The 22,773-nt window shown below is 63.0% G+C and carries 24 protein-coding genes and 1 tRNA gene; 9 read left to right on the top strand and 16 right to left on the bottom strand.

Annotated features, from left to right (window positions below; genetic code table 11):
* The first annotated feature begins 129 nt into the window (after positions 1 to 129).
* Positions 130 to 603 carry an aminoacyl-tRNA deacylase gene (locus FJ980_RS14485; protein WP_095765573.1) on the top strand — a complete coding sequence of 158 codons (474 nt, stop codon included), beginning with the start codon at positions 130 to 132 and terminating at the stop codon, positions 601 to 603.
* A gap of 339 nt (positions 604 to 942) precedes the next feature.
* Here the strand turns inward: FJ980_RS14485 and FJ980_RS14480 are convergent, their stop codons facing one another.
* From FJ980_RS14480 to tig, 3 genes are all read right to left on the bottom strand, one after another.
* Positions 943 to 1,323, bottom strand: a complete 381-nt coding sequence (locus FJ980_RS14480; protein WP_140543724.1) for a cytochrome c family protein — start codon at positions 1,321 to 1,323, stop codon at positions 943 to 945.
* Between the two features lie 213 nt (positions 1,324 to 1,536).
* Positions 1,537 to 2,064, bottom strand: a complete 528-nt coding sequence (locus FJ980_RS14475; protein ID WP_246676417.1) for a hypothetical protein — start codon at positions 2,062 to 2,064, stop codon at positions 1,537 to 1,539.
* A gap of 177 nt (positions 2,065 to 2,241) precedes the next feature.
* Positions 2,242 to 3,756, bottom strand: coding sequence for a trigger factor (gene tig, locus FJ980_RS14470; protein ID WP_140543722.1), 1,515 nt, complete (start codon positions 3,754 to 3,756; stop codon positions 2,242 to 2,244).
* 435 nt (positions 3,757 to 4,191) lie between these two features.
* On the opposite strand from tig, the gene FJ980_RS14465 reads away from it, so the two are divergent.
* A tRNA-Leu gene (locus tag FJ980_RS14465) sits at positions 4,192 to 4,276 on the top strand.
* 153 nt (positions 4,277 to 4,429) lie between these two features.
* On the opposite strand, the gene FJ980_RS14460 is transcribed toward FJ980_RS14465, so the two are convergent.
* Both FJ980_RS14460 and FJ980_RS14455 read right to left on the bottom strand, forming a co-directional pair.
* A complete protein-coding gene (locus FJ980_RS14460) occupies positions 4,430 to 5,011 on the bottom strand; it encodes a GDYXXLXY domain-containing protein (RefSeq protein WP_140543720.1) in 582 nt (193 codons plus the stop codon).
* Complete coding sequence (locus FJ980_RS14455; RefSeq protein ID WP_140543718.1) at positions 5,008 to 6,126, bottom strand: DUF2157 domain-containing protein; 1,119 nt, start codon at positions 6,124 to 6,126, stop codon at positions 5,008 to 5,010. The genes FJ980_RS14460 and FJ980_RS14455 overlap by 4 nt, the downstream gene beginning before the upstream one ends.
* A 233-nt stretch (positions 6,127 to 6,359) precedes the next feature.
* Between FJ980_RS14455 and FJ980_RS14450 the strand changes: the two genes are divergently transcribed.
* The 5 genes from FJ980_RS14450 (at position 6,360) to FJ980_RS14430 (ending at position 9,206) form a co-directional block, all read left to right on the top strand.
* A complete protein-coding gene (locus FJ980_RS14450; protein ID WP_095765031.1) occupies positions 6,360 to 6,500 on the top strand; it encodes a DUF1127 domain-containing protein in 141 nt (46 codons plus the stop codon).
* A 51-nt stretch (positions 6,501 to 6,551) separates the two neighbouring features.
* Positions 6,552 to 6,692 (top strand): DUF1127 domain-containing protein, encoded by a 141-nt coding sequence (locus FJ980_RS14445; RefSeq protein ID WP_140543716.1) that lies wholly within the window; start codon positions 6,552 to 6,554, stop codon positions 6,690 to 6,692.
* Positions 6,693 to 7,122: 430 nt separating this feature from the next.
* Entirely contained in the window at positions 7,123 to 8,532 is a 1,410-nt protein-coding gene (gene trmFO / locus FJ980_RS14440; protein WP_140543714.1) for a methylenetetrahydrofolate--tRNA-(uracil(54)-C(5))-methyltransferase (FADH(2)-oxidizing) TrmFO, read from the top strand.
* A 67-nt stretch (positions 8,533 to 8,599) separates the two neighbouring features.
* Positions 8,600 to 8,890: a type II toxin-antitoxin system ParD family antitoxin gene (locus tag FJ980_RS14435; protein ID WP_140543712.1), complete on the top strand. Its 291-nt coding sequence runs from the start codon at positions 8,600 to 8,602 to the stop codon at positions 8,888 to 8,890.
* Entirely contained in the window at positions 8,874 to 9,206 is a 333-nt protein-coding gene (locus tag FJ980_RS14430) for a type II toxin-antitoxin system RelE/ParE family toxin (protein WP_181181203.1), read from the top strand. Before FJ980_RS14435 ends, FJ980_RS14430 begins: the two co-directional genes overlap by 17 nt.
* Before the next feature lie 7 nt (positions 9,207 to 9,213).
* Here the strand turns inward: FJ980_RS14430 and FJ980_RS14425 are convergent, their stop codons facing one another.
* From FJ980_RS14425 to yajC, 6 genes are all read right to left on the bottom strand, one after another.
* Positions 9,214 to 10,164: a sterol desaturase family protein gene (locus FJ980_RS14425; RefSeq protein ID WP_181181202.1), complete on the bottom strand. Its 951-nt coding sequence runs from the start codon at positions 10,162 to 10,164 to the stop codon at positions 9,214 to 9,216.
* Positions 10,164 to 10,589, bottom strand: coding sequence for a hypothetical protein (locus FJ980_RS14420; RefSeq protein ID WP_140543708.1), 426 nt, complete (start codon positions 10,587 to 10,589; stop codon positions 10,164 to 10,166). The genes FJ980_RS14425 and FJ980_RS14420 overlap by 1 nt, the downstream gene beginning before the upstream one ends.
* A 76-nt stretch (positions 10,590 to 10,665) precedes the next feature.
* Entirely contained in the window at positions 10,666 to 11,535 is an 870-nt protein-coding gene (locus FJ980_RS14415; protein WP_246676416.1) for a phytoene/squalene synthase family protein, read from the bottom strand.
* Complete coding sequence (locus FJ980_RS14410) at positions 11,536 to 11,925, bottom strand: Mth938-like domain-containing protein (RefSeq protein WP_140543706.1); 390 nt, start codon at positions 11,923 to 11,925, stop codon at positions 11,536 to 11,538.
* A gap of 28 nt (positions 11,926 to 11,953) precedes the next feature.
* Entirely contained in the window at positions 11,954 to 14,497 is a 2,544-nt protein-coding gene (gene secDF / locus FJ980_RS14405; protein WP_140543704.1) for a protein translocase subunit SecDF, read from the bottom strand.
* Between the two features lie 54 nt (positions 14,498 to 14,551).
* Positions 14,552 to 14,890, bottom strand: a complete 339-nt coding sequence (gene yajC, locus FJ980_RS14400) for a preprotein translocase subunit YajC (protein ID WP_095765024.1) — start codon at positions 14,888 to 14,890, stop codon at positions 14,552 to 14,554.
* Positions 14,891 to 15,158: 268 nt separating this feature from the next.
* Between yajC and FJ980_RS14395 the strand changes: the two genes are divergently transcribed.
* Positions 15,159 to 16,031: an ATP-binding protein gene (locus tag FJ980_RS14395; RefSeq protein ID WP_140543702.1), complete on the top strand. Its 873-nt coding sequence runs from the start codon at positions 15,159 to 15,161 to the stop codon at positions 16,029 to 16,031.
* Between the two features lie 10 nt (positions 16,032 to 16,041).
* Here the strand turns inward: FJ980_RS14395 and FJ980_RS14390 are convergent, their stop codons facing one another.
* Positions 16,042 to 16,863 carry an AraC family transcriptional regulator gene (locus FJ980_RS14390; protein WP_140543700.1) on the bottom strand — a complete coding sequence of 274 codons (822 nt, stop codon included), beginning with the start codon at positions 16,861 to 16,863 and terminating at the stop codon, positions 16,042 to 16,044.
* A gap of 111 nt (positions 16,864 to 16,974) precedes the next feature.
* Between FJ980_RS14390 and FJ980_RS14385 the strand changes: the two genes are divergently transcribed.
* A complete protein-coding gene (locus tag FJ980_RS14385; protein WP_140543752.1) occupies positions 16,975 to 17,865 on the top strand; it encodes an NAD-dependent epimerase/dehydratase family protein in 891 nt (296 codons plus the stop codon).
* A gap of 110 nt (positions 17,866 to 17,975) precedes the next feature.
* Here FJ980_RS14385 and FJ980_RS14380 read toward each other — a convergent pair whose 3' ends face one another.
* From FJ980_RS14380 to serS, 4 genes are all read right to left on the bottom strand, one after another.
* The gene (locus tag FJ980_RS14380) at positions 17,976 to 19,508 is read right to left on the bottom strand and encodes a peptidoglycan DD-metalloendopeptidase family protein (RefSeq protein WP_140543698.1); all 1,533 of its coding nucleotides are present in this window, start codon (positions 19,506 to 19,508) and stop codon (positions 17,976 to 17,978) included.
* 138 nt (positions 19,509 to 19,646) lie between these two features.
* Complete coding sequence (locus FJ980_RS14375) at positions 19,647 to 20,300, bottom strand: protein-L-isoaspartate(D-aspartate) O-methyltransferase (RefSeq protein ID WP_140543696.1); 654 nt, start codon at positions 20,298 to 20,300, stop codon at positions 19,647 to 19,649.
* Positions 20,301 to 20,313: 13 nt separating this feature from the next.
* Positions 20,314 to 21,072 (bottom strand): 5'/3'-nucleotidase SurE, encoded by a 759-nt coding sequence (gene surE / locus FJ980_RS14370; RefSeq protein WP_140543694.1) that lies wholly within the window; start codon positions 21,070 to 21,072, stop codon positions 20,314 to 20,316.
* A 4-nt stretch (positions 21,073 to 21,076) separates the two neighbouring features.
* A complete protein-coding gene (gene serS, locus FJ980_RS14365; RefSeq protein ID WP_140543692.1) occupies positions 21,077 to 22,381 on the bottom strand; it encodes a serine--tRNA ligase in 1,305 nt (434 codons plus the stop codon).
* Positions 22,382 to 22,773 lie beyond the last annotated feature (392 nt).

The following is a 22,773-nucleotide window of genomic DNA, read 5'->3' as shown; positions in this document are numbered from 1 at the left end:
CATCCGATACGGGGTCCAGCCGCGGCATGAGCAGCTGGGAACGGCCGGCTCCGATGCCTTGAAACTACAGGCCGCCGGCCCATTTTGGTCTGGCGTATGCGCCGTGAACTCAAGCAAAGGACGCGGACAATGACGATAGCAAACAGACTGAGAAATTTTATCGACCGCAAGGGCATCTCCTACGATACCGTTGGGCATCATCGAACTGCCACCAGCAGGCAGGCCGCCATTGCCGCGCACGTGCCCGGCAGCATCATGGCGAAATCCGTGGTCGTTCACCACGAACTCGGTTATGCGCTGGCCGTGGTCCCAAGCACCCACAGAATCGAACTCGGCAAGCTGCAGGACGTCATGGACAAACGCCTCGGCCTCGCTTCCGAAGACGAAGTGGTATCGCTCTTTGACGATTGCGACGTCGGCGCCATACCGCCGATCGGCGCGGCTTATGATGTGCCGGTCATTCTGGACGAAAGCCTGCGTGATGCCGCCGATATCTATTTCGAGGGCGGCGACCACAAGACGCTTGTGCATGTCAGCGGCAAGGATTTCCGCAACCTGACGACGGACGCGCGCCAGGCGCGGTTCAGCTATCCGGCCTTCTGACGCATAGAGGCTCCCGCCGCTGCGTCACGGGGCTGATTGCTTCGACGGTATGGGACAGCCGGCGGCTCTACGACCTTGCGGCAAACATGCCAGGGCCGAGGATCGGCAGCACGACCGCCAGTCCTTCAGCCTTTTCGGTATTCTCAATATGCGAAGGTGAACGTCATGGACACGCGGACGCTTCTCATACTCGGCCTTGGCATAGCTATTCTGCTGCTATTGGGTTTTTTTGCGCTCCCGGCGTGACGGTGCTGGGCGCGATATTGATCTGCGCAACTGCCCCGGCCGTCTTCCTTCCGGATAAGCAGGCGACCATCAAAAGAGTCTGGACGGCGGTGCTTACTTGGAAAATTGCTTCAAGTAGGCGATGACGTTGGCTATGTCCTGATCGCTCTTGAGGCCGGGAAACGCCATCTTCGTCCCTTTGACCATCGCCTTGGGGTCGTGAAGATATTTTGTCAGCGTAGGCTCGTCCCATTTGATGCCGGATTTTCCGGCCTCGATCATGGCCGTGGAATAGGCGAAACCGGGATGCGTGCCCGCGGTGCGCCCGATGACGCCGTGCAGAGACGGGCCGACCTTATTCTGGTCCTGGTCGGCAATGTGGCAGACCTTGCACTTGGTGAACACCTTCTCGCCTGCGGCGGCGTCCTGCGCCTGCGACGGGCTTGCAAAAAAGGTCGTAGCTGACAAGACGATGAAAAGCGCGGTTGCGCGCATGGCACTTCCTCCCTGATCGTCATTTACGTCGGACGGCCCGCGCCACGCTGGCGTATCCTGCATGGCGGGCGGCCGCGTCTCTTCAGTGGAATTGCGGCACCTACATACCACAGAATCGAACCAATGGGCAAAAATTGCCGGTCTGCGAACGCTTAGGCCGTGCGCCGAGGACTAGCTGCCCAAAAAGCCGTCCAAGCTTCTGAACGGCGACGATCAGGGCGGGTCGGTCTTGCAGCTTGCCGCGATCTGCCCGATCACGTCCGAAAGACCCGCAAGCTCGAAATCGGCCTCGCCGCGTCCCGACAACAGGCCAAAGCGCCACGACAGCGTCAGCCGGTTCGCCGAAGCCAGACGCTTGATGCCGTCGTCTCCATCCCTGACCAGCGTTCTGCCGCGCGGGCCGACCGACCAGCTTTCGTCGGTTTTGCCGCTGCCGTCGACCGCAACGGAAATGGTGATCTTGCGGCTGGCGGAGACGGCATCGTTGAGCTGGAGCCACTCGCTCCAGCGTGGTTCGCCGTCGGGCCGGCAAGCCAATGTCAGCACCGGGCTGTAGCCCAACGCTCCGCCGCCGGTGATCAGCTTGTTGCTGGCGTGGAGCGACGCCGTGATCTGACCATCATTGCCGGCGCCAACGCTCCAGTTGCCGAGAGCCGGCTCGGCCCGGGCGACACCGGCGGCTGCGGCAAACAAGAGCGCCGCGGCGACGACCACGTCTCTCATCATGAATCCCAGCCTCACCAATGCCTCCAAACACCCGCGAATGCGATGAAGCGCAGATAATGTTCAACGGTTGGTATCACCAGCGGCAGGGCTTCAAGACAAGTTGTCTGTGTTGCCGCGCCGCCACAATGGAACACATCACAATGAAAAAGGCCGCCCGGAGGCGGCCTTTCGAAGTCTCGGCATTGAAACCTGTTACTCGGCTTCCTTGGCGGCTTTCTTCTTCGGCGCGGCCTTCTTCTTAGGCTCTTCCGCCTCGTCGGTGGCTTCGCCAGCCTTTGCTTCGCCAGCCTTGGCTTCGCTTGTCTTGGCTTCGGCCTTCTTCGAGGAAGCCTTCTTGGCCGGCTTCGCCTTGGTCGCGGTTTCGGCCTCCTCGTCGTCGGCCATCAGCTCGTCCTTGCCGACCTTGACGTCGTTGACCGAGATCTGGCCGAGCAGATAGTCGACCACCTTCTCCTCGAACATCGGCGCGCGCAGCGCGTTGATGGCTTCCGGGTTGCTGCGATAATACTCGAAGGCTTCCTGCTGCTGGTTGGCTGGGAAGCGGCGCACCTGCTCGAACAGGCCGCGCTGCAGTTCCTCGTCCGACACGGTGACGCCGGCCTTCTCGCCGATCTCGGCCAGGACCAGGCCGAGGCGCACGCGGCGCTCGGCAAGGCGCATATATTCGGCGCGCGCTTCTTCTTCCGTCGTCTCTTCGTCGGCGAAAGTGCGGCCGGCGGCCTCCAGGTCGCGGTTGACCTGGGCCCAGATGTTGTTGAACTCGGCCTCGACGAGCTTCGACGGCGCCTCGAAGGAGTAGGATGCGTCGAGCTGGTCCAGCAACTGGCGCTTCACCTTCTGGCGAGTCATGGAGCCGAACTGGTTCTCGATCTGGCCGCGCACGATCTCGCGCAGGCGCTCGAGCGATTCCAGGCCGAGATTCTTGGCCGTCTCGTCATTGATCTCGAGCGCGCCGGGCGCCGACACCTCCTTGACGGTGACGTCGAAGGTGGCTTCCTTGCCGGCCAGATGCGCCGCCTGGTAGTTTTCGGGGAAAGTGACGGCGACCTGCTTCTCGTCGCCGGCCTTCGTTCCGATCAGCTGCTCCTCGAAGCCCGGGATGAACTCTTTGGAGCCGAGTACCAGCGGCTGGTCGGTGCCGGCGCCGCCAGCGAAGGCCTCGCCGCCGATCTTGCCGACATAGTCGATGCTCACGCGGTCGCCCTCAGCGGCCTCGCCGGTCTTCGGCTCGTAGCTGCGCGCCGATTCGGCGACGCGCTTGACCTGATCCTCGACTTCCGCGTCCGGCACGTCATAGACCTGACGCGTCACCTTGATGTCGGAGAAATCCTTGATCTCGATCGGCGGGATGACTTCGTAGTTGAGGCTGAATTCGAAATCGGCGCCGCCGGCCAGGATCTTCTCGGCCTCCTTCTCGTCCTCGGTCATGATCACTTCGGGCTGCATGGCGGCTTTTTCGCCGCGCCCCGAGATGATCGAACGGGTCGAGTCGTTGAGGATCTCGTTGACGACCTCGGCCATGAACGACTTGCCATATACCTTGCGCAGGTGCTGCACCGGCACTTTGCCCGGCCGGAAGCCGTTGATGCGCACCTTGCCGCGGGCGTCGGTCAGCCGCGCCATCAGCTTGGCTTCCATGTCACCGGCCGGCACGGTGATCTTGATCTCGCGCTTGAGACCGGAGTTGAGCGTTTCGGTGACCTGCATCCTAGAACCTTTGTTTTCAACAATGAGACTGCCAAACGGTCTTAGCCGTTTACAGCCTGCCGGTATGATCTTGCCGGAAATGGCTTTTGGGACGGAACTTGGCGATTTGACCGCGAATGCGGTTCAAATTCTCCTGAACTGCGCCTTGCCGGATGTGAGTAAGTCTTTGTTTTTCCTATAACTTTTCACATCTTGCAGAAGCGGAAACTCACTTTCCGTCACATTCGACACGCCTTTTGTCACAGGCTAGGCTAATTTTCAACTATCTTCGCTCCAATGCATGTCGCCCAAAACTGCGCAGCGTTTTTGGAGGACAGCATGCATCTCAAAGCCCTTCGCCTGAATCTATTTCCACGCGATGCGCTTTAGCCGGACAAGCATGACTTGAGCCCCCGACATTGACAGAATGATGGCTACATGGGATTGCCGGGGAAAGCGGATGTGGCGGAATTGGTAGACGCCCTGGATTTAGGTTCCAGTGCCGAAAGGCGTGGGGGTTCGAGTCCCTTCATCCGCACCATCCTTCGCTCTTCGAGCTTCGGATGGCAGGCCACCACCTGAGGCTCGAAGAGCCGAAGGTATCCTCCGAAGCCTTGGCGAAGGAGGACCGGCGCCAAGCTGGCTCGGGCGCCGCCCTGCTCGATAGACCCTCCGATGCGCTGGCCAAAGCGGCCTAATAAAGCGGCTCCTCGAACAGCGTCTTGTCGCCGTCCATCAGCGCCTTGATCTGCGCCGTGCCGTCGGCCGCAAGCGCGAGCTTGATGCCGAACGGCCGCACGCGCATGTCGTCCTGGATCGCCATTCCTTCGCCTTCCGGCAGATAGAAGCGGTCGATCCCGTAGTCGGGTGCGATTGTCGCTTCCGGATCGCTAAGGCCCCAGCCTTCCCCGACATGGCCGGCAATGTCTGCTTCGTCCTCGCCTGCCGGGGCCGGCGCTTTGCCGAACCACGCCGCGGTCGGCTGCCAATAGCCGTCGGAGCCCTTCTTCAACCGGACCACCATCGCTGTGTCGTCGCTGGAGAGCTTGCCTTGCGGAAGGCTGGCGATCAGCTTCACCGGGATGCGCGAAATGTTGTTGTTGAGCGAGATATAGTCGCCGCGCAGGAGATCGCGCGGATCGACCGGTTGGACTTTCAGCAGCACTTCCTTGCCGTTGCGCAGAATCGCGGCGCGGCCAGCGATGATCCAGCTGAGAAAGCCGATCTGGACAAGCGCCAGCACCAGCGCCGAGACGATCAGTTTCTTGCCGGTCATGCCGCTGCTCCTGTCTCGGCGGGCGTCCTCATGCGTTTCTCAAGGCGGATGATGATCAGGGCCAGTATGCCGAGCAGCACGGCAGCCGCCAGGAAGAAGCCGGCCGTATCCAGCATCGACCTCAAGGTGACGCTATAGATAATGGCGAGTTCGAAGGCGAAGCCGGCATAGGCCAGCCAGCGCAGGCCCCTGCTCTCGCGGCCGGCCAACATGATCGCCGCCACGATGCCGGCAAGCGCTACGATCGAGGCGAGGGCGAAACCGCTATTGTAGGTGCTTTCATCCGCCAGCTCGAACTGGATCATCGCCACGCCGGTCAGGAAGCCGAGCAAGGCGTGCAAGGACAGCCGGCCGCCCAACTGCAGGATTCTGTCGATCGGATCGCCGGCAAAGACCGCGGCGGCAAAGAGCAGCACTGACGCAATGGCCAGCGACACGGCCACCGGCAGCGTGTCGTGATCCGTCGCCAGCAAGACCAGATACAGAATGACAGACAGAATGATGAGGTGGCGCGCTGCCCGGCTGCGCGTCCAGAACGAAATGGCGAACAGGACGATCGCCATGATGATGAAGAGATGCGGAATTTCCGCGCGCCAGTAGAAGCCGAACCCCTTGAGGACCAGCCAGGCATCGGCGATGCCGACCGCAGCCACCGTCAGCGGGTTCGAACGCAGCGCTACTGCCGCCAACGCCGTGCCGGCGCACCACATCACCAGCGCCGAGGCCTCGTCGCCCGAAAGATGGTACATCTGGCCGATCAGCGTGATCGATCCGCCGAAGGCGGCGGCTGCAACGATCCACAGCGCCTCGCCGATCGCGGCATGGTCGCGCGTCTTCAGCACCGCGCCGCCGACATAGCCGGCCAGGATAACGGCGAAAAGCGCCGCCACGCGAACGACACGCGGGATGGCCTCCCAGTTGGCGGCGACGAAAATCAGGATCGCTGCGCCGAACAGAAGTGCCGCCATCATCGCCAGGATCGAGCCGAAACTCAGCGACGCGCGCTCGTTGGCGGCGACGTCGCGCGTCAATGCCTCCGCCGTGGCGGGATCGATCAGCCCTCTCTCCCGCCAGCGGGCGATATCCGCCCTTAGCCGTGCCGTATAGCTCGCCATGCTTTCCCCCGAAGCCCGGTCATTTCCTCAACCGGGACAGCCAACCCGTTGACGCGGCGGCACTTTCCGATTCGGCTTCTTTGCGACGCAGGCGTGAACGGCCGTTAATGTTGCATTGCACAATTTGCATTGCTGCCATGCGCCAACGGCACTTTTAAACCGATATGATCCCACCTATTTTCTGTTCGTACACAAACGGAATGATCCGAACCAAAGACGAAACGAGAACTACCATGAACCTGATCCGCAACTACCGCAACTGGCGCCGCTACCGGGACACCGTCTCCGAGCTGAACCGCCTGTCGAACCGTGAACTGACCGACCTCGGCATCAGCCGCAGCGACATCCACTACGTCGCCCGCAAGGCGGTCTAATCCGCTTCGGACCGCAAATGGTCCGAACCAGTTTTGAAGAGAGTTAAGACAATGAACCTGATCCGCAGCTATCGTAACTGGCGCGTCTATCGCGACACTGTTGCTGAGCTGGGTCGGCTTTCAAACCGCCAGCTCCATGATCTCGGCATCGTTCGCGACGAGATCAAGACGGTCGCCCGCAAGGTGATCTAAGCAAGGCATTTCGCCAGGGTCGACCTCCTCCCCGACCCTGACGGATACGGCCAACCCTCACCTCCTCCCGAGGGTTGACCACCAAAACGGCGCCCGCCGGACCTCCTCCCCCGGCGGGCGTTGTTTTCCAGAAGCGAACGCAGTTCGTCTTCGAAGGCTTCGCCCCTTCTCAAAGGCGAAACGAATTTCGTCCTCAAAGGCGAAAAGAATTTTCGTCCTCAGGGGCGATAAGGAATTTCGTCAAAGCCGACCTCCTCCCCGGCGATGACGAATAAGGTCGATCTTCACCTCCTCCCGAGGATCGACCCCCAAAACGACACCCGCCGGACCTCCTCCCCCGGCGGGGTTGTTGTTTCTGGCACAGGCACCGGCCTCGTGCGTTCTCAGCTGGCAATTGCAATCGCGTCCCCAAGCGATTATTCCGGCGCTCATGAGCAAAAATCCCGTACACGTCATCGGCGGCGGCCTCGCCGGCTCCGAAGCCGCATGGCAAATTGCGCAAGCCGGCGTTCCGGTCGTGCTGCATGAGATGCGCCCGGTGCGCGGCACCGACGCGCACAAGACCGACGGTCTGGCCGAGCTGGTCTGCTCCAATTCCTTCCGCTCCGACGACGCCGAGAACAACGCCGTCGGGCTGCTGCACGCCGAATTGCGGCTTGCCGGCTCGTTGATCATGAGCGCGGGCGACGCCAACCAGGTGCCGGCCGGCGGCGCGCTCGCCGTCGACCGTGACGGCTTTTCCGACGCGGTCACCGCGAAGATCGAGGCGCATCCGCTGATCACCATCCAGCGTGAGGAAGTGCCCGGGCTGCCGCCCACGGATTGGGACCAGGCGATCATCGCCACCGGCCCGCTGACGGCGCCCGCGCTGGCGCAGTCGATTGCGGAAGCTACCGGCGCCGATGCGCTCGCCTTCTTCGACGCGATCGCGCCGATCGTGCATTTCGACACGATCGACATGAACACGGCCTGGTTCCAGTCGCGCTACGACAAGGTCGGTCCCGGCGGCACCGGCAAGGACTACATCAACTGCCCGATGGACAAGGAGCAATATTTCGCCTTCGTCCAGGCGCTGCTCGACGGCCAAAAGACCGAGTTCAAGGAATGGGAAGGCACGCCCTATTTCGACGGCTGCCTGCCGATCGAGGTGATGGCCGAGCGCGGTGTCGAGACCCTGCGCTACGGGCCGATGAAGCCGATGGGGCTGACCAACGTCCACAATCCGACGGTCAAGGCCTATGCGGTGGTGCAGCTCCGGCAAGACAATGCGCTGGGCACGCTCTACAACATGGTCGGCTTCCAGACCAAGCTGAAGCATGCCGAGCAGGTGCGCATCTTCCGCACCATTCCGGGGCTTGAAAACGCCGACTTTGCGCGTCTGGGCGGCCTGCACCGCAACACCTACATTAACTCGCCGACGCTGCTTGATCCTTCGCTGCAGCTGAAATCGCGCCCCGGCCTGCGCTTTGCCGGCCAGATCACCGGTTGCGAAGGCTATGTCGAAAGCGCCGCCATCGGCCTGCTCGCCGGCCGCTTCGCCGCCGCCGAACGGCTCGGCCAGGCGCCGTCGCTGCCGCCCTCGACCACCGCCTTCGGCGCGCTGCTCAACCACATCACCGGCGGCCACATCGTCTCCGACGACGAGCCCGGCAAACGCTCTTTCCAGCCGATGAACGTCAATTTCGGCCTGTTCCCGCCGGTCGAGGCGCCGAAGACCGAAGGCAAGCGCCTGCGCGGCAAGGACAAGACCATCGCCAAGCGCCACGCCATCACCTCGCGCGCTTTGGCCGATTGCAGGGTATGGCTGGGGCTGCCGGCGCGGGCGGAAGCGGCGGAGTAGGCTTTTCGGTTTCTGTTGGAGGCCCATATAAAGTAGGATATCATCCTACTCGCACGTGAGACGAGCCATGGAATCCGCCGAGAAACTGTCCGTCACCGTCACGCCGGCCATGGCACGCCTGATCCGCGAAAAGGTCGAGGACGGCTCCTACGGCTCGGCCAGCGAAGTTATCCGCGCCGCTCTTCGAGCCTTCCAGCGCGAGGAGGAGGAGCATGCCGAGCGCATGGCATCGATCCGTGCACGTGTGAAGGCTTCGCTTGAGGACAAGAGACCTAACGTTTCAAGAGAAGATGTTCGCTCCCATCTTCATGGGCTTTTTGCCGAGTGTTCGAGCCCCGACGATGATTCAGCGGCTTGAAGTCCAATATCGTCAAAGCGCGAGAGATGATCTTGCTAACATCTTCAGACACATAGCGGAGGCGAGCGGAAATCCTCAAGTCGCCCTGAAGTTCGTTCTGCGCATGGAAGATCGTTGCCAAAGCATCGGCAATGCCCCTCGCGGCGGCCGCTCGCGCGACGATATCGCACCGGGGCTACTAACCGTCCCTTTCGAGCATTCAGCCGTCATCGCCTATGTGATCGAGGGCGATGCCGTGCTCATCGTCAACGTCTTCTACGGCGGCCGCGACTACGAGACGTTGATACGGGATGGCGGCTCGGGCGACCCATCCTGAAATGTCGCTACTCCGCAGGCTCGGAACTCATTCCCGGCAATCCCGGCTTTCCTGCCTCTCCCGGATTTCTCCGCACATAAGCCGCCTTCAGCGTCTCTGAGGTATCGCGCGAGCCGTCATGGCTCCAGCCCGGCGGCTGGATGAGATAGTTGACGCGCTGACCCGGCGTCAGACCCGGCGCCAGCGCATCCTTGAACATGCCTATCCATTCGTGGAAGGCCACCTTCAGCGGATTGAAGGTGCCGATGTTCTTGACGATGCCATAGCGCGGCCGGTCCTCCTCCAACTCCTCGACGAAGGTGCCGAACATGCGGTCCCAGACGATCAGCGTGCCGGCATAGTTGGCGTCGAGATAGCGCGGATTGGTGGCGTGATGGACGCGGTGGTGCGAGGGTGTGTTGAAGACGAATTCGAACCAGCCCCACATCTTGCCGATCGTCTCGGTGTGGATCCAGAACTGCCAGACCAGGTTGAAACCGAAGACGAAGGCGATCACCGCAGGATGGAAGCCGAGCAGCACCAGCGGCGCCTGCAGGATGAAGGTGAAGGTGAACAGGCCAGTCCAGCTTTGTCTCAGCGCCGTTGAAAGATTGTAGTGCTGGCTGGAATGATGGTTGACGTGCTCGGCCCACACCCAGCGCACCCGGTGCGCGATGCGGTGGTACACGTAGTAGCGCAAATCATCGAGCAGGAAGGCGGCGACAAAAACCCAGATCGACAGGCCGAGATTGAAGAAGCGGAATTGCCACAGCCACAGCAGCGCCCAATAGGACACGACGCCGAGCAGCAAGCCTGCGACGACATTGCCGGTCCCCATCATCAGGCTGGTCAGCGTGTCGCGCGTCTCGAACGATCCCTTGGCGCGGCCGGTGCGCACCAGCCAAAGCTCGATCAGGATCGCCGCGACGAAGAACGGGATCGCAAGCTGGGTGACCTGCGGGAAATTATACTCGTCCATCACGCCGCCTCCCGGATCCGATCATGGCTTTGCAATGCCGCCGCCACGGCCAGCGCGCCGGCTTCGTCGGCAAAAGCAAACCGCCCGCCTTTCCAGGTGAAATCATCGAGCCGCAGCGAAATCGCGCTTCCTTCCCTGGTCAGCGCCAGAATGTCGCGCGGCGTGACGATACGCGTCAGAAAACAATCGCCTATGCTCCGGACGATGCCGCAGCGCTGCGGACCGAGATCGAGAAACGCGGCATGGCTGTCGGCTGTCAGCCGCACGGTACTCGGTCTTTCGTCGGGAAAATCCTCGGCAAAGCGTGCGAGCGCATGATCGACGCCGGCAAGCGTCGCGGTCGTCGTACCGCCGGTGAAATGCACGGCGGCGACCGACAACGCGATGCCGAACACGACAAGGACGACCAGGACTGGCAGGCTCATGGAAAGACGGCTCCTCCGGCGGGCCGCATTTCTTTGACGCGAGTCCACGCATCGGAATCCCTAGCACGGTTGACGTTTACGTCAAAGGGGGCGTCCAGCCCCGCATCGCATGACGCAGGAGCAGCCAGTGTCGGCGCAAGGTTGAGAGCGTTGCCGTCGCACTGAGCGGCGACCCCGCCTTCTCCATCCTGTCGAGATAGGCATGGGTTAGCGCCAGCGGCAGGAAGGCGGGCCGCAGCGCAACGGGAAGCGCCGGCGCACCTGTCTCGAAGGCGTTGAGATGCTCGCGCGCCAGCGCAATCATCGCCGTAACCGCGCGCTCGGCGGCTGCCCCGCCCTCGCCTTTGACGAACTCTTCCGGCGTCGTGCCGGCCGCCGAAAGGATGTCGGCGGGCACAAAACACTGTCCGCGCCGACGATGGAGCGGCAGAAGCAACAACAAGCCGGTGATCGCCTGCGCGCAGCCGGCCCTGCCCGCCAGTTCGGCAAAGCCAGGCGCGGCGGCCGGATCGAGCGCCATCGCCACAAGTTGGATCAGCGCCGCGGCCGTCTCGCCGCAATAGCCTTCGAGATCGGTCCGCGACGGCATCGGGTCGTCATAGAGATCGAAGATGCGCGCCTCGAGCATGTTGTCGAAAGCAGCCTTCGGCAACCGGCAGGCGGCGATCGTCGCGCGCAGGGCGTCGGCTGTCGGATGGCCTGTCTCGGCATCGCCTTCGGCCGAAATGACGTCTCGCCACCATTGCAGCCTGACCTCGCCCGGCAGCGGCTCATGGATGCGATCGCGCACGCCGGCAATCTCTGCATTGAAGGCGTAGAGCGCGAGCAGCGCGTCGCGCTTGTCGGCCGGCGCATAAAGCGCCGACAGATACCGGTCATGGTCGGCAGCGCGCACCGCATCCATGACGATGTCGCCATTCTTGATGATGTTGGACGTGCCGGCCATTCAATCGACGGCGATCAGCGCCGCGGCCACGGCGCGATCTTCGGCGAGCAGGACATTGTAAGTCCGCACCGCCGCTCCCGTCGACATCGGGTCGGCCGAGATCCCGGCCTCCTTGAGCGCGGCGCGCAAAGTTGCCGGCAGCGGCCGCAAATCCTTGCCCATGCCGACCAGCAGGATCTCGACCTTGCCGGCCTCGGCGAACAGCTTGTCGAAATCCGCGGCCTTCAGCGCCAGCGGATCGGCCGGCTCCCAGCCATGGATGCCCGACGGCAGGACGAGCAGCGATCCGCGATGCGACATGTCGGCAAAGCGAAAGCCGCCATTACCATAGGCCTCGATCGGCGCCTTGCCCGGGAAATGCGCCTCGCGGATGATGATGCCTTTGGCCATGGCTCTAGAACATGATGCCGAAACGGCGTCAGGTCGCCACGGCCTTGCCGTTCACCGGCTTCTCCTCAGCCGAGGCCTGCGGCCTCAGCTTGAAGAGGATCAGCAGCGGCGCGGCGATGAAGATCGACGAATAGGTGCCGAACACCACGCCGAACAGCATCGCCAGCGTGAAGGAACGGATCACCTCGCCGCCGAACAGCACCAGTGCCAACAGCGCCAGCGACGTGGTAACGGAGGTCAGCGTGGTTCTGGACAGCGTCTCGTTGATGGCATTGTTCAAGAGCTGCGGCAGCGGCATTTTCTTGTATTTTCGCAGATCCTCACGAACGCGGTCATAGACCACGATGGTGTCGTTCAGCGAATACCCGATGATAGTCAGGATTGCCGCCAGCGACGACTGGTTGAACTCCAGCCCTGACAAGACGAAGAAGCCGATCGTCATCACCACATCGTGCACCGTGGCCACGATGGCGCCGACGGCGAACTGCCATTCGAAGCGGAACCAGACATAGAGCAGGATGCCCGCCAGCGCGATCAGCATGGCGATCGTGCCCTGCTTGGCCAACTCGCCTGAGACCGTCGGCCCGACCACCTCGACCCGGCGGAAGTCATATTGGTCCTGCAGTTCGCCCCGCACCTTGTCGATCACGGTCTGCTCTGCATTCTCGCCGGCGTCCTGCGTGCCGACACGGATCAGCACGTCGTTCGGCGCACCGAACTGTTGCACCTGGATCTCGCCGATGTTGAGCTCGGACAGCCTGCTGCGGATGTCGCCAAGATTGGCATCGCCCTGCTTGGACTGCACCTCGATCAGCGAGCCGCCCTTGAAGTCGATGCCGTAGTTGATGCCAAGGGTCAGGAACCCGACGACCGACAGGATAGACAACGTGCTGGAGAGAGCAAACGTCCAGCGGCGGATGCCCATGAACGGGATCTTCGTGCCCGGCGGAATGAAGGTGACCGGCGCGCGCGGCAATTCCTTCGGCCGGGCGCGGCGCAGCCAGATCGACACCAGCATGCGGGTGAAGGTGAAGGCGGTGAAGACCGTGGTCAGAATGCCGATCGCATAGGTGATCGCAAAGCCCTTGACCGGCCCTGTACCCAGCCAGAACAGCACCACTGTGGCGATCAGCGAGGTGACGTTGGAATCGACGATCGTGGCCAGCGCCTTCGAGAAGCCGGTGTCGATCGCCTGGATCACCGAGCGGCCGGCTCGCCGCTCCTCGCGGATGCGCTCGTAGATCAGGACGTTGGAGTCCACCGCCATGCCGATGGTGAGCACGATACCGGCGATGCCGGGCAAGGTCAGCGTGGCGCCGAGCAGCGACAGCGCGCCGACGATCATCGCCACGTGCACAGCCAGAGCGATGTTGGCCAGGAAACCGAGGAACCCATAGGCGACGAACATGAAGGCTACGACGAGGATTGAGCCGATCACGCCAGCCACCTTGCCGGCGTGGATGGAGTCCTGACCAAGGCCCGGGCCGACCGTACGCTCTTCGATGATGGTCAATTTGGCTGGCAGGGCGCCGGCGCGCAGCAAGACGGCGAGGTCGTTGGCGCTCTCGGTCGTGAAATTGCCGGAGATCTGGCCGCTGCCGCCGAGGATCGGCTCGCGGATCACCGGTGCCGAAATCACCTGGTTGTCGAGCACGATGGCGAACGGCTTGCCGACATTCTGTTGGGTCGCCTGGCCGAACCTGGTCGCCCCGCGGGAATTGAAGGTGAACGAAACCACCGGCTCATTGGTCTGCGAATTATAAGTTGGCGTCGCATTCGACAGGTCTTCGCCCGAGACGATAACGCGGTTCTCGACGAGGTAAGGAACCGGAGGATCGTCCTGCGAATAAAGGACCGAGTCGCCAGCCGGCGGGCGATTCTTCATCGCGTCCTGGACCGGCACCGACGTGTCGACCATCTGGAACGTCAGCTTGGCGGTCTGGCCGATAATGTCCTTGAGCCTTTGCGGGTTCTGGAGCCCGGGCACCTGGACCAGGATGCGATCGTCGCCCTGCCGCTGCACGATCGGCTCGGTCGTGCCAAGCGCGTTGACGCGTCGCTCGACCACCTCGATCGCCTGCGAGAGCGCGGTCGAGGTGCGATATTTGATGCCCGCATCCGTGACGGTGAACTTCAACAGCCCAGGCTCGGAATCGTCCAGCGCCATCGACTGCACGGAACCACCGGCAAACAGACCGGCTGCGACCGGGTTGGTTATCGGCTTCAGCGCTGTCTTGGCGGCTTCGACCTGGCTCGCATCGTTAATGCGCACCTGCACGGTTCGGCCTGTTCCGCCAAGGCCGGTATATTGGATCTTGGCATCGCGCAGCAGCGTCCTGATCTCGTCGCGCGTCGTCTGCAGCTGATCCTTGATCAGGTCGTTCTGATCCATCTGCAGCAGGATGTGCGAGCCGCCCTGAAGATCGAGGCCCAGCGTCATCTGCCGCTTCGGCACCCAGTTCGGCAATTGCGCCAGCGTGCTCGCCGGGAAGAGATTGGGCGCGGCGAGGATCACTGTGATGGCCACGGCGAGCCAGATCAGGATCATCTTCAGGCGCGAGAAATAGAGCATTCGTTTTATCCGTTCAGGCGTACAAGCGGCAGCGTTCCGCCATCGAGGTTAGGATTACTTCTTGGCGTTCTGGTTCGCCACCGGCTCGCCCTTGACGCGCACGTCCGAAATCGTCGAGCGCAGCGCCGTCACCTTGGTTCCGCCGCCAAGGTCGATCTCCAGCTCGTTGTCGTCGATCACCTTGGTCACCTTGCCGACGAAGCCGCCGCCGGTCACCACCGTGTCGCCGCGGCGCACCGCCGACAGCATCTCCTGGCGCTTCTTCAGCTGCGCGCGCTGCGGCCGGATGATCAGAAAATACATGATCACGAAAATCAGGACAAACGGCAAAATCGAGATCAACATGTCTGGCGAGGCGCCGACGCCCTGGGCGTATGCCGGTGTAACGAACATCAAGAAACTCCTGGATGGTGAAATACCGCCGGGGCGGCCCCGCGAAAATTTGGCCGGAATATAGTCGGTAAACTTGCCAATGCAACTGCGCTGCGAGCCCGATCCGTTGCTTTTCCAGCCGTTTGCGGCGTGCTAGAGCGTCGCAGCGGAAGCGGCTTCGAGGCCACCGAAAAGATCATGCTCCAACAAAAGCTTGGGCCTGGTTCTTGCAGCGATGTCATGGAAGCCGCTCCCACACGCTGAAATACCTCGACAAAAAAGACCTGACATGACCGACAGCATTGACGCATTGAACAAGAAACTCGACCGCCTGATCGAGGCAGTCGCTCGCCTTGCCCCGCCGCCCGTGCCGCAGACCGACCTCGGTGTTGCCGACTGTTTCGTGTGGCAGGCGGACCCTGGCTTTCTGGAACCGGTCCGCAAGGTCAACCGCGTCGACATCGGCCTGATCCGCGGCGTTGACCGCGTGCGCGACATCCTGCTCGACAACACCGAGCGTTTCGCGTCCGGCTATGCGGCCAACAACGTGCTTTTGTGGGGCGCGCGCGGCATGGGCAAATCGTCCCTTGTCAAGGCCGTGCATGCCACCGTCAACGCCTCCGACAAGCTCGACCGGCCGCTGAAGCTGATCGAAATCCACCGCGAGGACATCGACACGCTGCCCAAGCTGATGGGTCTTCTGAAGGCGGCTCCCTGGCGCTTCATCCTGTTTTGCGATGACCTTTCCTTCGACCACGACGACACCTCGTACAAGTCGCTAAAGGCGGCGCTCGAAGGCGGCGTCGAGGGCCGGCCCAGCAACGTCATCTTCTACGCCACGTCCAACCGGCGGCATCTGTTGCCGCGCGACATGATCGACAATGAGCGCTCCACCGCCATCAACCCTTCGGAAGCGGTCGAGGAAAAGGTCTCGCTTTCTGACCGTTTCGGCCTGTGGCTCGGTTTCCACAAATGCTCGCAGGACGAATACCTCGACATGATCGACGGCTATGTCCGCTACCACGATCTGGCGATCGACCCCGAGCAGTTGCGCGCCGAGGCGCTGGAATGGGCAACCACGCGCGGCAGCCGTTCCGGCCGTGTCGCCTGGCAGTTCACGCAGGACCTCGCCGGGAGGCTCGGCAAGCCGCTGAAGGATTGAAGCGTCAACGTCACTTGCGCGAGATCATCCGTCGCAGGTCGCGCGGCGTCTGGCCAGTCTCGCGGCGCATCCAATGCGCCAGATGCGACTGATGCGCGAAGCCCGTCAATGCTGCAACCTCGCTCGTGCTTAGATCGCCTTGCTTGAGCAGAACGCGCGCCCTTTCCACGCGGCGTCGCAGCACGTAGCGATGCAGGGTGACGCCCGTCGCCACCTTGAACCATGTCCGCAAGTGCGAGCTGCTCGCGCCGGCAACCCGGCTCAGCCGGTCAATCGAAAGCGGCTCGTGGAGAGCGGTCTCTATGTGTTCCAGAACCCGCTTGAGCTGCGCATCCGACAACCGGTTCGTTTGAACAATGCCTGGGCCATCGAGACCGAGCAGCCTCACCGCAAGGGCGGCGCCGATGCTGTCGGCAAACAAAGAGCCGCTCGGCGCGCCGGCATTGAGGTCGCTCTGCAGCGCTCGAGCGAGATGTTCGATGCGCTGGTCACGAAGCAAATGGCGTGTGTCGAGCCGCGACGCTCGCGCCCTGCCGCCAAGTTCCGCGGCGACCCTTTCCATCAAGGCCGGCTGCAAGATGATCTCAATCGTCTCGAACGGGGTTTCAGCGTCGAAGCCGCCCTCCTCGCCAGCCGGCACCAGGTCGATATCGCCGGCGCGCCTGACGAAATATCGCCCGACCTGGTTGCAGTAGGAGCGCGTTGCCGCGCTTGCATGCACCATGATGCGATGGTGTGGCGCCCGGGACAGGCGATGGACGCCTGCTTCAACATGCCGGGAGACCATTGCTACGTCGGACGAGGATCGGACCGGCTCGAATTGCGAAGGCATGCTCTCTCGATTCATGGCAAAACCTGTCCAAGATTTGGCAATTCCCGCGCGATTTTCAACGCCCTGAACTTGTACTCACGCCTCTCCATCAAGCTTGGAAGAGAGGTTGCCATGAGTTTCTATGTTGTTGTCGGCGCGGGCCCGGTTGGGCGCGAGACGGCTCGCCGTCTTGGCGAAGAAGGACACGACGTCGTTCTCACAAGCCGAAGCGTCGGTTCGAACGCGTTGCCGAATGTGCGGACGATACGGGCTGACGCCACGGACGCCGCGGAGCTGTCACGCCTCTGCCGAGGCGCCGATGCCATTTTCATGTGCGCCATGGCCACATATCATCGGTGGCCGACCGACTTTTTCCCCATAATCGACGGCACCGTGCGCGCGGCGGAAGCGGTCGGCGCGAAGCTCATCGTGCTCGGCAACCTCTATGGTTATGGGGAAAATGCCGACCGCCCGCTTCGCTCCGACATGTCTTTAGACCCGACTTCGAAGAAGGGAACCGCCAGGACCATCATGTGGCAGCGGGCGGTCCGCGCCAATGTGCCGGCGATCGAAGTGCGGTCCAGCGACTATCTCGGGCATGGCGCGATCAGCTATTTCTCGCTGGTCGCGCTGCCCTCCATCATCCAAGGCAAGCCCACCGCCTTCATTGGAGACCTCGACGCAACTCATGCCTGGGCCTTCACCAAGGATGTCGCGAGCACGCTTGTCGCGGCCTCTCGCTACACGGGTGAATGGGGACGGGCGTTTCATGTTCCTTCGCAGTACGCCTCGCCCCGCGAGCTCATCCGGAAAACCGCGGCAATGCTCGGACAAGAGATCCCGGAAACACGCTCCTATTCCATCCCCGAGATGAAAGCCCTGGGCATGCATGAGCTCATCGAGATGCGATACCTGTTCGAGAGCCCCTTGCTGGTCGATAGCTCCGACGCGGAGACGCTTCTTGGCGTGAAGGCCAGCAGCCTTGAAGAGATGATCGCCGACACGCTGCGCGATCACCTCTGAACCTTGCGGGCAGGCATCTTGCACGAATCTGAAAAAGCCCGCTCCTTGCGGAGCGGGCTGAAGACGGCGGGCCGGACTGGAGGTCAGGCGGCCCGCAAACGGTTCTTGTTCTATTCGAGGTAGCCGGTCGGATCGACCGGGGCCGAGTTCTTGCGCACTTCGAAGTGCAGCTTAGGCGAGTCGGTGGTGCCGCTCATGCCGGACAGCGCGATCTCCTGGCCGCGCTTGACCTTCTGGCCGCGCTGCACCTCGATCGAGCTTGCATGGCCGTAGACGGTGACCAGGCCGTTCTCGTGCCGCACCAGCACGGTGTTGCCGAACTCCTTGAGGCCGTCGCCGGCATAGATGACGACGCCGTTCTCGGCTGCCTTGATCGGCGTTCCTTCCGGCACCGCTATGTCGACGCCGTCCTTGCCGGAGCCGAAGCCCGAGATGACCCGGCCGCGCACCGGCCAGCGCATCTTGCCGATCCCGGTCGCGTCGGGCGCCACCGCATCGTCGTCCTCGGCCTGCTGGATGACCTTGGCATCCTTCTTAGGCGGCGTATAGGAGGCGAGCGTCTCGGTGGTCTTGGCCGCCGGCGGCGTCGTTGCCGTCGTCACCGGATCGACCGCCGGCTTGGTGGCCGCGGGCTTTGCCGCGGCAACCGCGACCGTGCCGCCGGCCGGGACCTTGAGCGTCTGGCCGATCTTGAGCAGGCCGTCCTGCATACCGTTGGCCTTCTTCAGCGCCACGACCCCGACGCCGGTCTTTCTGGCGATCGACGACAGCGAGTCGCCCTGCTGCACCGTGTAGGAGCCGCCGGCGCCGGCCGGCTTGGCCTCGGCCATCTGCGACGCTGGCTTGGGATTCTTCGAGCCGCTGGCCGCGGCCGACGTGTCGACCTGAGCGGCCGACTTGCCGTCCTTGATTTTCGGCTGCTGCGGCAGCACCGCAACCTTCTCCGGCGCGCCGGCAGGCTGCTTCGGCGTATTCACCGGCTTGCCCTCGGCGACCTTCGGCTCCGCCTTGCTGGAATAGGCATAGGCGGGAATGACGATCTTCTGGCCGCTGCGGATGCCCTTCTTCGGATCGATCCCGTTGACCTTGGCGATGGCATCGGCAGGCACGTGATAGTGCTGCGCCAGGCCCGAAAGCGTCTCGCCGTCCCTGACCACGATTTCGGTCGCATGCGGGGCAGCACTGGCGTTGCGCACGGCGTCGGGCTCGGCCGTCTTGAACGGCTTGGCCGGCGCGACGGTGTTGGTGGTCGTTCTGTCGACATGCGGCGCGGGAGCAAGCGCGGGAGCCGGAGCAAGTGCCGGGGCTGACGCTGTGCGCATCGGCCTGGCCGGCGCGGCGGCAGGCTGCGAGGGCGGCGGCAGCTGCTGCGCCGTGACCGGCTCGAGGCTCGAGCGGCTCACCGACTGGGTGTGGGTGCCGTCGGCCGGCGCCGGAGCGACCGTGTCGCCCGGATAGGGCTGGTCGACATTCTGCTTGTTGATGATGGCGCGCTGATTGTTGGTGGATGACGTGAACACGTCGTCGACACCGTTGAAGCGCATCGACTGGGAACTGCACCCGGCCGCCGCGCCGGCAATCATCAGGACAGCGCAACCGCGCGCCAGATTACGTCTGTTTGCCTTCAAGTGATTGAATTGCATCGCACTAACCCGCACAGACCCGGTACAAACTGGTCACGATTAAAGCGCGTTAATGTTACTGGGCGGTTAACCCATTAGAATCCGACGAAAATTTTCTTAAAACATTGGCGGGAATTTTGGCGAGGGCTGTGAGGCCCGCTAAATCACCATCGCGACGCTGCGCAGGATCGGCTGCAGCCTGACCATGCCGATGTCCTCGCGCTCGAAGCGGCTGCCGACCTTGGTGAGCTTGGCCAGCACCTGCTCGCCCTCTTCCGGGCCGATCGGCGCGATGACGATGCCGCCGCTCGACAGTTGGTCGAGCAGGAAGCGCGGCAGGCTGTCAAAGGCGGCCCAGGCGACGATACGGTCGAACGGCCCTTCATTGGGCAGGCCGTTTGACCCGTCGGCCTGGCGGGCGATGACGTTGCTGATGGCGAGCGCCTCGAAACGCTGCTTGGCCTGCTCGGCCAGGGTCTTGTAGCGGTCGATCGTGATGACGCGCGCCGCAAGCCGCGACATGACCGCTGCGGTGTATCCAGAGCCGGTGCCGATCTCGAGCACGCGGTTGCCCGACTCGATGTGGAGTGCTGCGATCACCGCCGCCTGCAAATCGGCGCCCTCGATCGCCTCGCCGCATTCGATCGGCAGCATGCCGTCCGACCAGGCGACCGCATGGAACTGCGCGGGCAGGAAACCACGCCGCGGCGTCGCCTCGAAGGCGGCGACCAGCGCCTTCGGCGCCGCGCCCCTGCCCCGCAGCCTGAGCAGGAAAGCGGCAAAACCTTCGCGGTCGTCGAGGCCCGTATTCATGCCAAAACCTATTTTATGACAGCGCCTTGGTCAGTTGGTCGCGGAGTTCATGGGCGGTGAGGTCGAGCTGCAGCGGCGTCACCGACACCAGCCGGTTGCGCAGCGCATGGAGATCCGTGCCCTTCTTGCCTTCGACCGGCTCGCGGCCGAAGCGCAGCCAGTAGTAAGGCAGGCCGCGCCCGTCGCGCCGCTCGTCGACCCAAAGGCTGTGCACCAGCTTGCCCTGCGCGGTGACGACGGTGCCCACCACCTCGTCCGGCGCGCAGTTCGGGAAATTGACGTTGAGCAGCACGCCTTCCGGCAGCGGCGTCTCCACCAGTCGCTTCAGCAACGCCGGCGCCAGCGCCTCGGTCGTCTCGTAAGGCACGACGCGATCCTCGCCGACATAGGAATAGGCCTGGCTCACCGCGATCGAGCGGACGCCGAGCAGCGCGCCTTCCATGGCGCCCGCAACGGTGCCCGAATAGGTGACGTCGTCGGCGATGTTGGCGCCGGAATTGACGCCGGACAGGATCAGATCCGGCGGTCCGGGCAGGATTTTTTTCGTGCCCATGATGACGCAGTCGGTCGGCGTGCCGCGCACGGCGTAGTGCTTTTCGCCGATCCTACGCAGCCTGAGCGGCTCCGAGATCGACAGCGAATGCGCATAGCCGGACTGGTCCTGCTCCGGCGCAACCACCCAGACGTCGTCCGACAGCGTGCGGGCGATGCGTTCGAGCGACGCCAGCCCTTCGGCGTGTATGCCGTCGTCATTGGTCAGGAGAATGCGCATCAAGTCACTTCGCTTCGATCTTCGCGAGACCACCCATGTAAGGTCTCAGCACTTCAGGAATGGTTACGCTGCCATCCTCATTCTGGTAGTTTTCGATGACGGCTATAAGAGCGCGGCCGACCGCGGTGCCCGAACCGTTGAGCGTGTGAACGAAGCGATTGCCCTTGCCGTCCTTGTCCTTGTAGCGGGCATCCATGCGCCTGGCCTGGAAATCGCCGCAGACCGAGCAGGACGAGATTTCGCGATAGGCGTTCTGCCCCGGCAGCCAGACCTCGATGTCGTAGGTCTTGCGCGCGCCGAAACCCATGTCGCCGGTGCAGAGCGTGACGGTACGGAACGGCAGGCCGAGCCGCTTCAGCACTTCCTCGGCGCATTCAGTCATGCGCTCATGCTCGGCGAGCGAGCTTTCCTGGTCGGTGATCGAGACCAGCTCCACCTTGTAGAACTGGTGCTGGCGCAGCATGCCGCGCGTGTCGCGGCCGGCCGAGCCGGCTTCCGAGCGGAAGCATGGAGTCAGCGCCGTGTAGCGCAGCGGCAGCTTTTCATGCGCGGTGATCTCTTCTCGCACGAGATTGGTGAGCGGCACTTCCGCCGTCGGAATGAGGCCAAGCCGACTGTCGCCATGCGGCGTGAAGAACAGGTCGAGCTCGAATTTCGGCAGCTGATTGGTGCCGAACAATACCTCGTCGCGCACCATCAGCGGCGGGATGATCTCTTCATAACCGTGCTCTGTCGTGTGCAGGTCGATCATGAACTGGCCGAGCGCCCGCTCCATGCGCGCCAGCTGGCTCTTCAGCACCGTGAAGCGCGAGCCGGACAATTTCGCCGCCCGCTCGAAATCCATCATGCCGAGCGCTTCGCCGATCTCGAAATGCTCCTTCACCCAGTTCGGGCGCGTCGGCACCTCGCCGACGATACGCTTGACGACATTATCGTGCTCGTCCTTACCGACCGGCACGTCGTCAAGCGGCACATTGGGCAGAACCGCCAGCGCGTCGTCCAGCGCCTTGTCGAGCTCGCGCTCGCGCGCCTCGCCATTCTGGATGAACGCCTTGATCTCGCTGACCTCGCCCTTGAGCTTGTCGGCGAGCGCTGAATCGCCTGAACGCATGGCGTTGCCGATCTCCTTCGAAGCGGCATTGCGGCGTTCTTGCTTGACCTGCAGCTCGCTGAGATGTGAGCGCCGCGCTTCGTCTTTCGCGACCAGGTCGTCGACCGTGGACTGCGCTTCGCCCGCCGGCCACGAGCGCTTCACCAGCGCTTCCACAAGGGCCTTGGGGTTGTCGCGAATCCACTTGATATCAAGCATGGTCGATCCTCAAAAGTAAGGATCGAGGGGGTAAACCGCATCCGCCATCGATGCAAGACGGCGGTTAGGCGCATCGCCGCGATTCCCGACCTGGGGTGCGTCCAGTTTCCCCAGCACAGGGATTTTGACCGGTCGGCTCTGTTTGCGTTGGCAGGCGGCATGGCTTTGAGATTGGCCGAAACGCCCATCGCGATCGTCATTCTAGGGCGGAGCAGGAGCGAAGCTCCGTCGCGAAGACCCTAGAATCCATGCCGTTACCTTCGTCAAGGAATGCAACGGACCAAAATTCTGCACCGCGGCGGCGCTTCCAAGTCACGGCATGGATTCTATGGTCTGCGCCGCGTCGCTTCGCTCCTTGCTTCGCCCTAGAATGACGAGGTTGGGGCGGCTTC

Source organism: Mesorhizobium sp. B1-1-5, assembly GCF_006443065.1.
In the GTDB taxonomy this organism is placed as follows: Bacteria; Pseudomonadota; Alphaproteobacteria; order Rhizobiales; family Rhizobiaceae; genus Mesorhizobium.
Note: the sequence above shows the minus strand (reverse complement) of the source record. Positions and strands in the feature narration are given on the sequence as shown.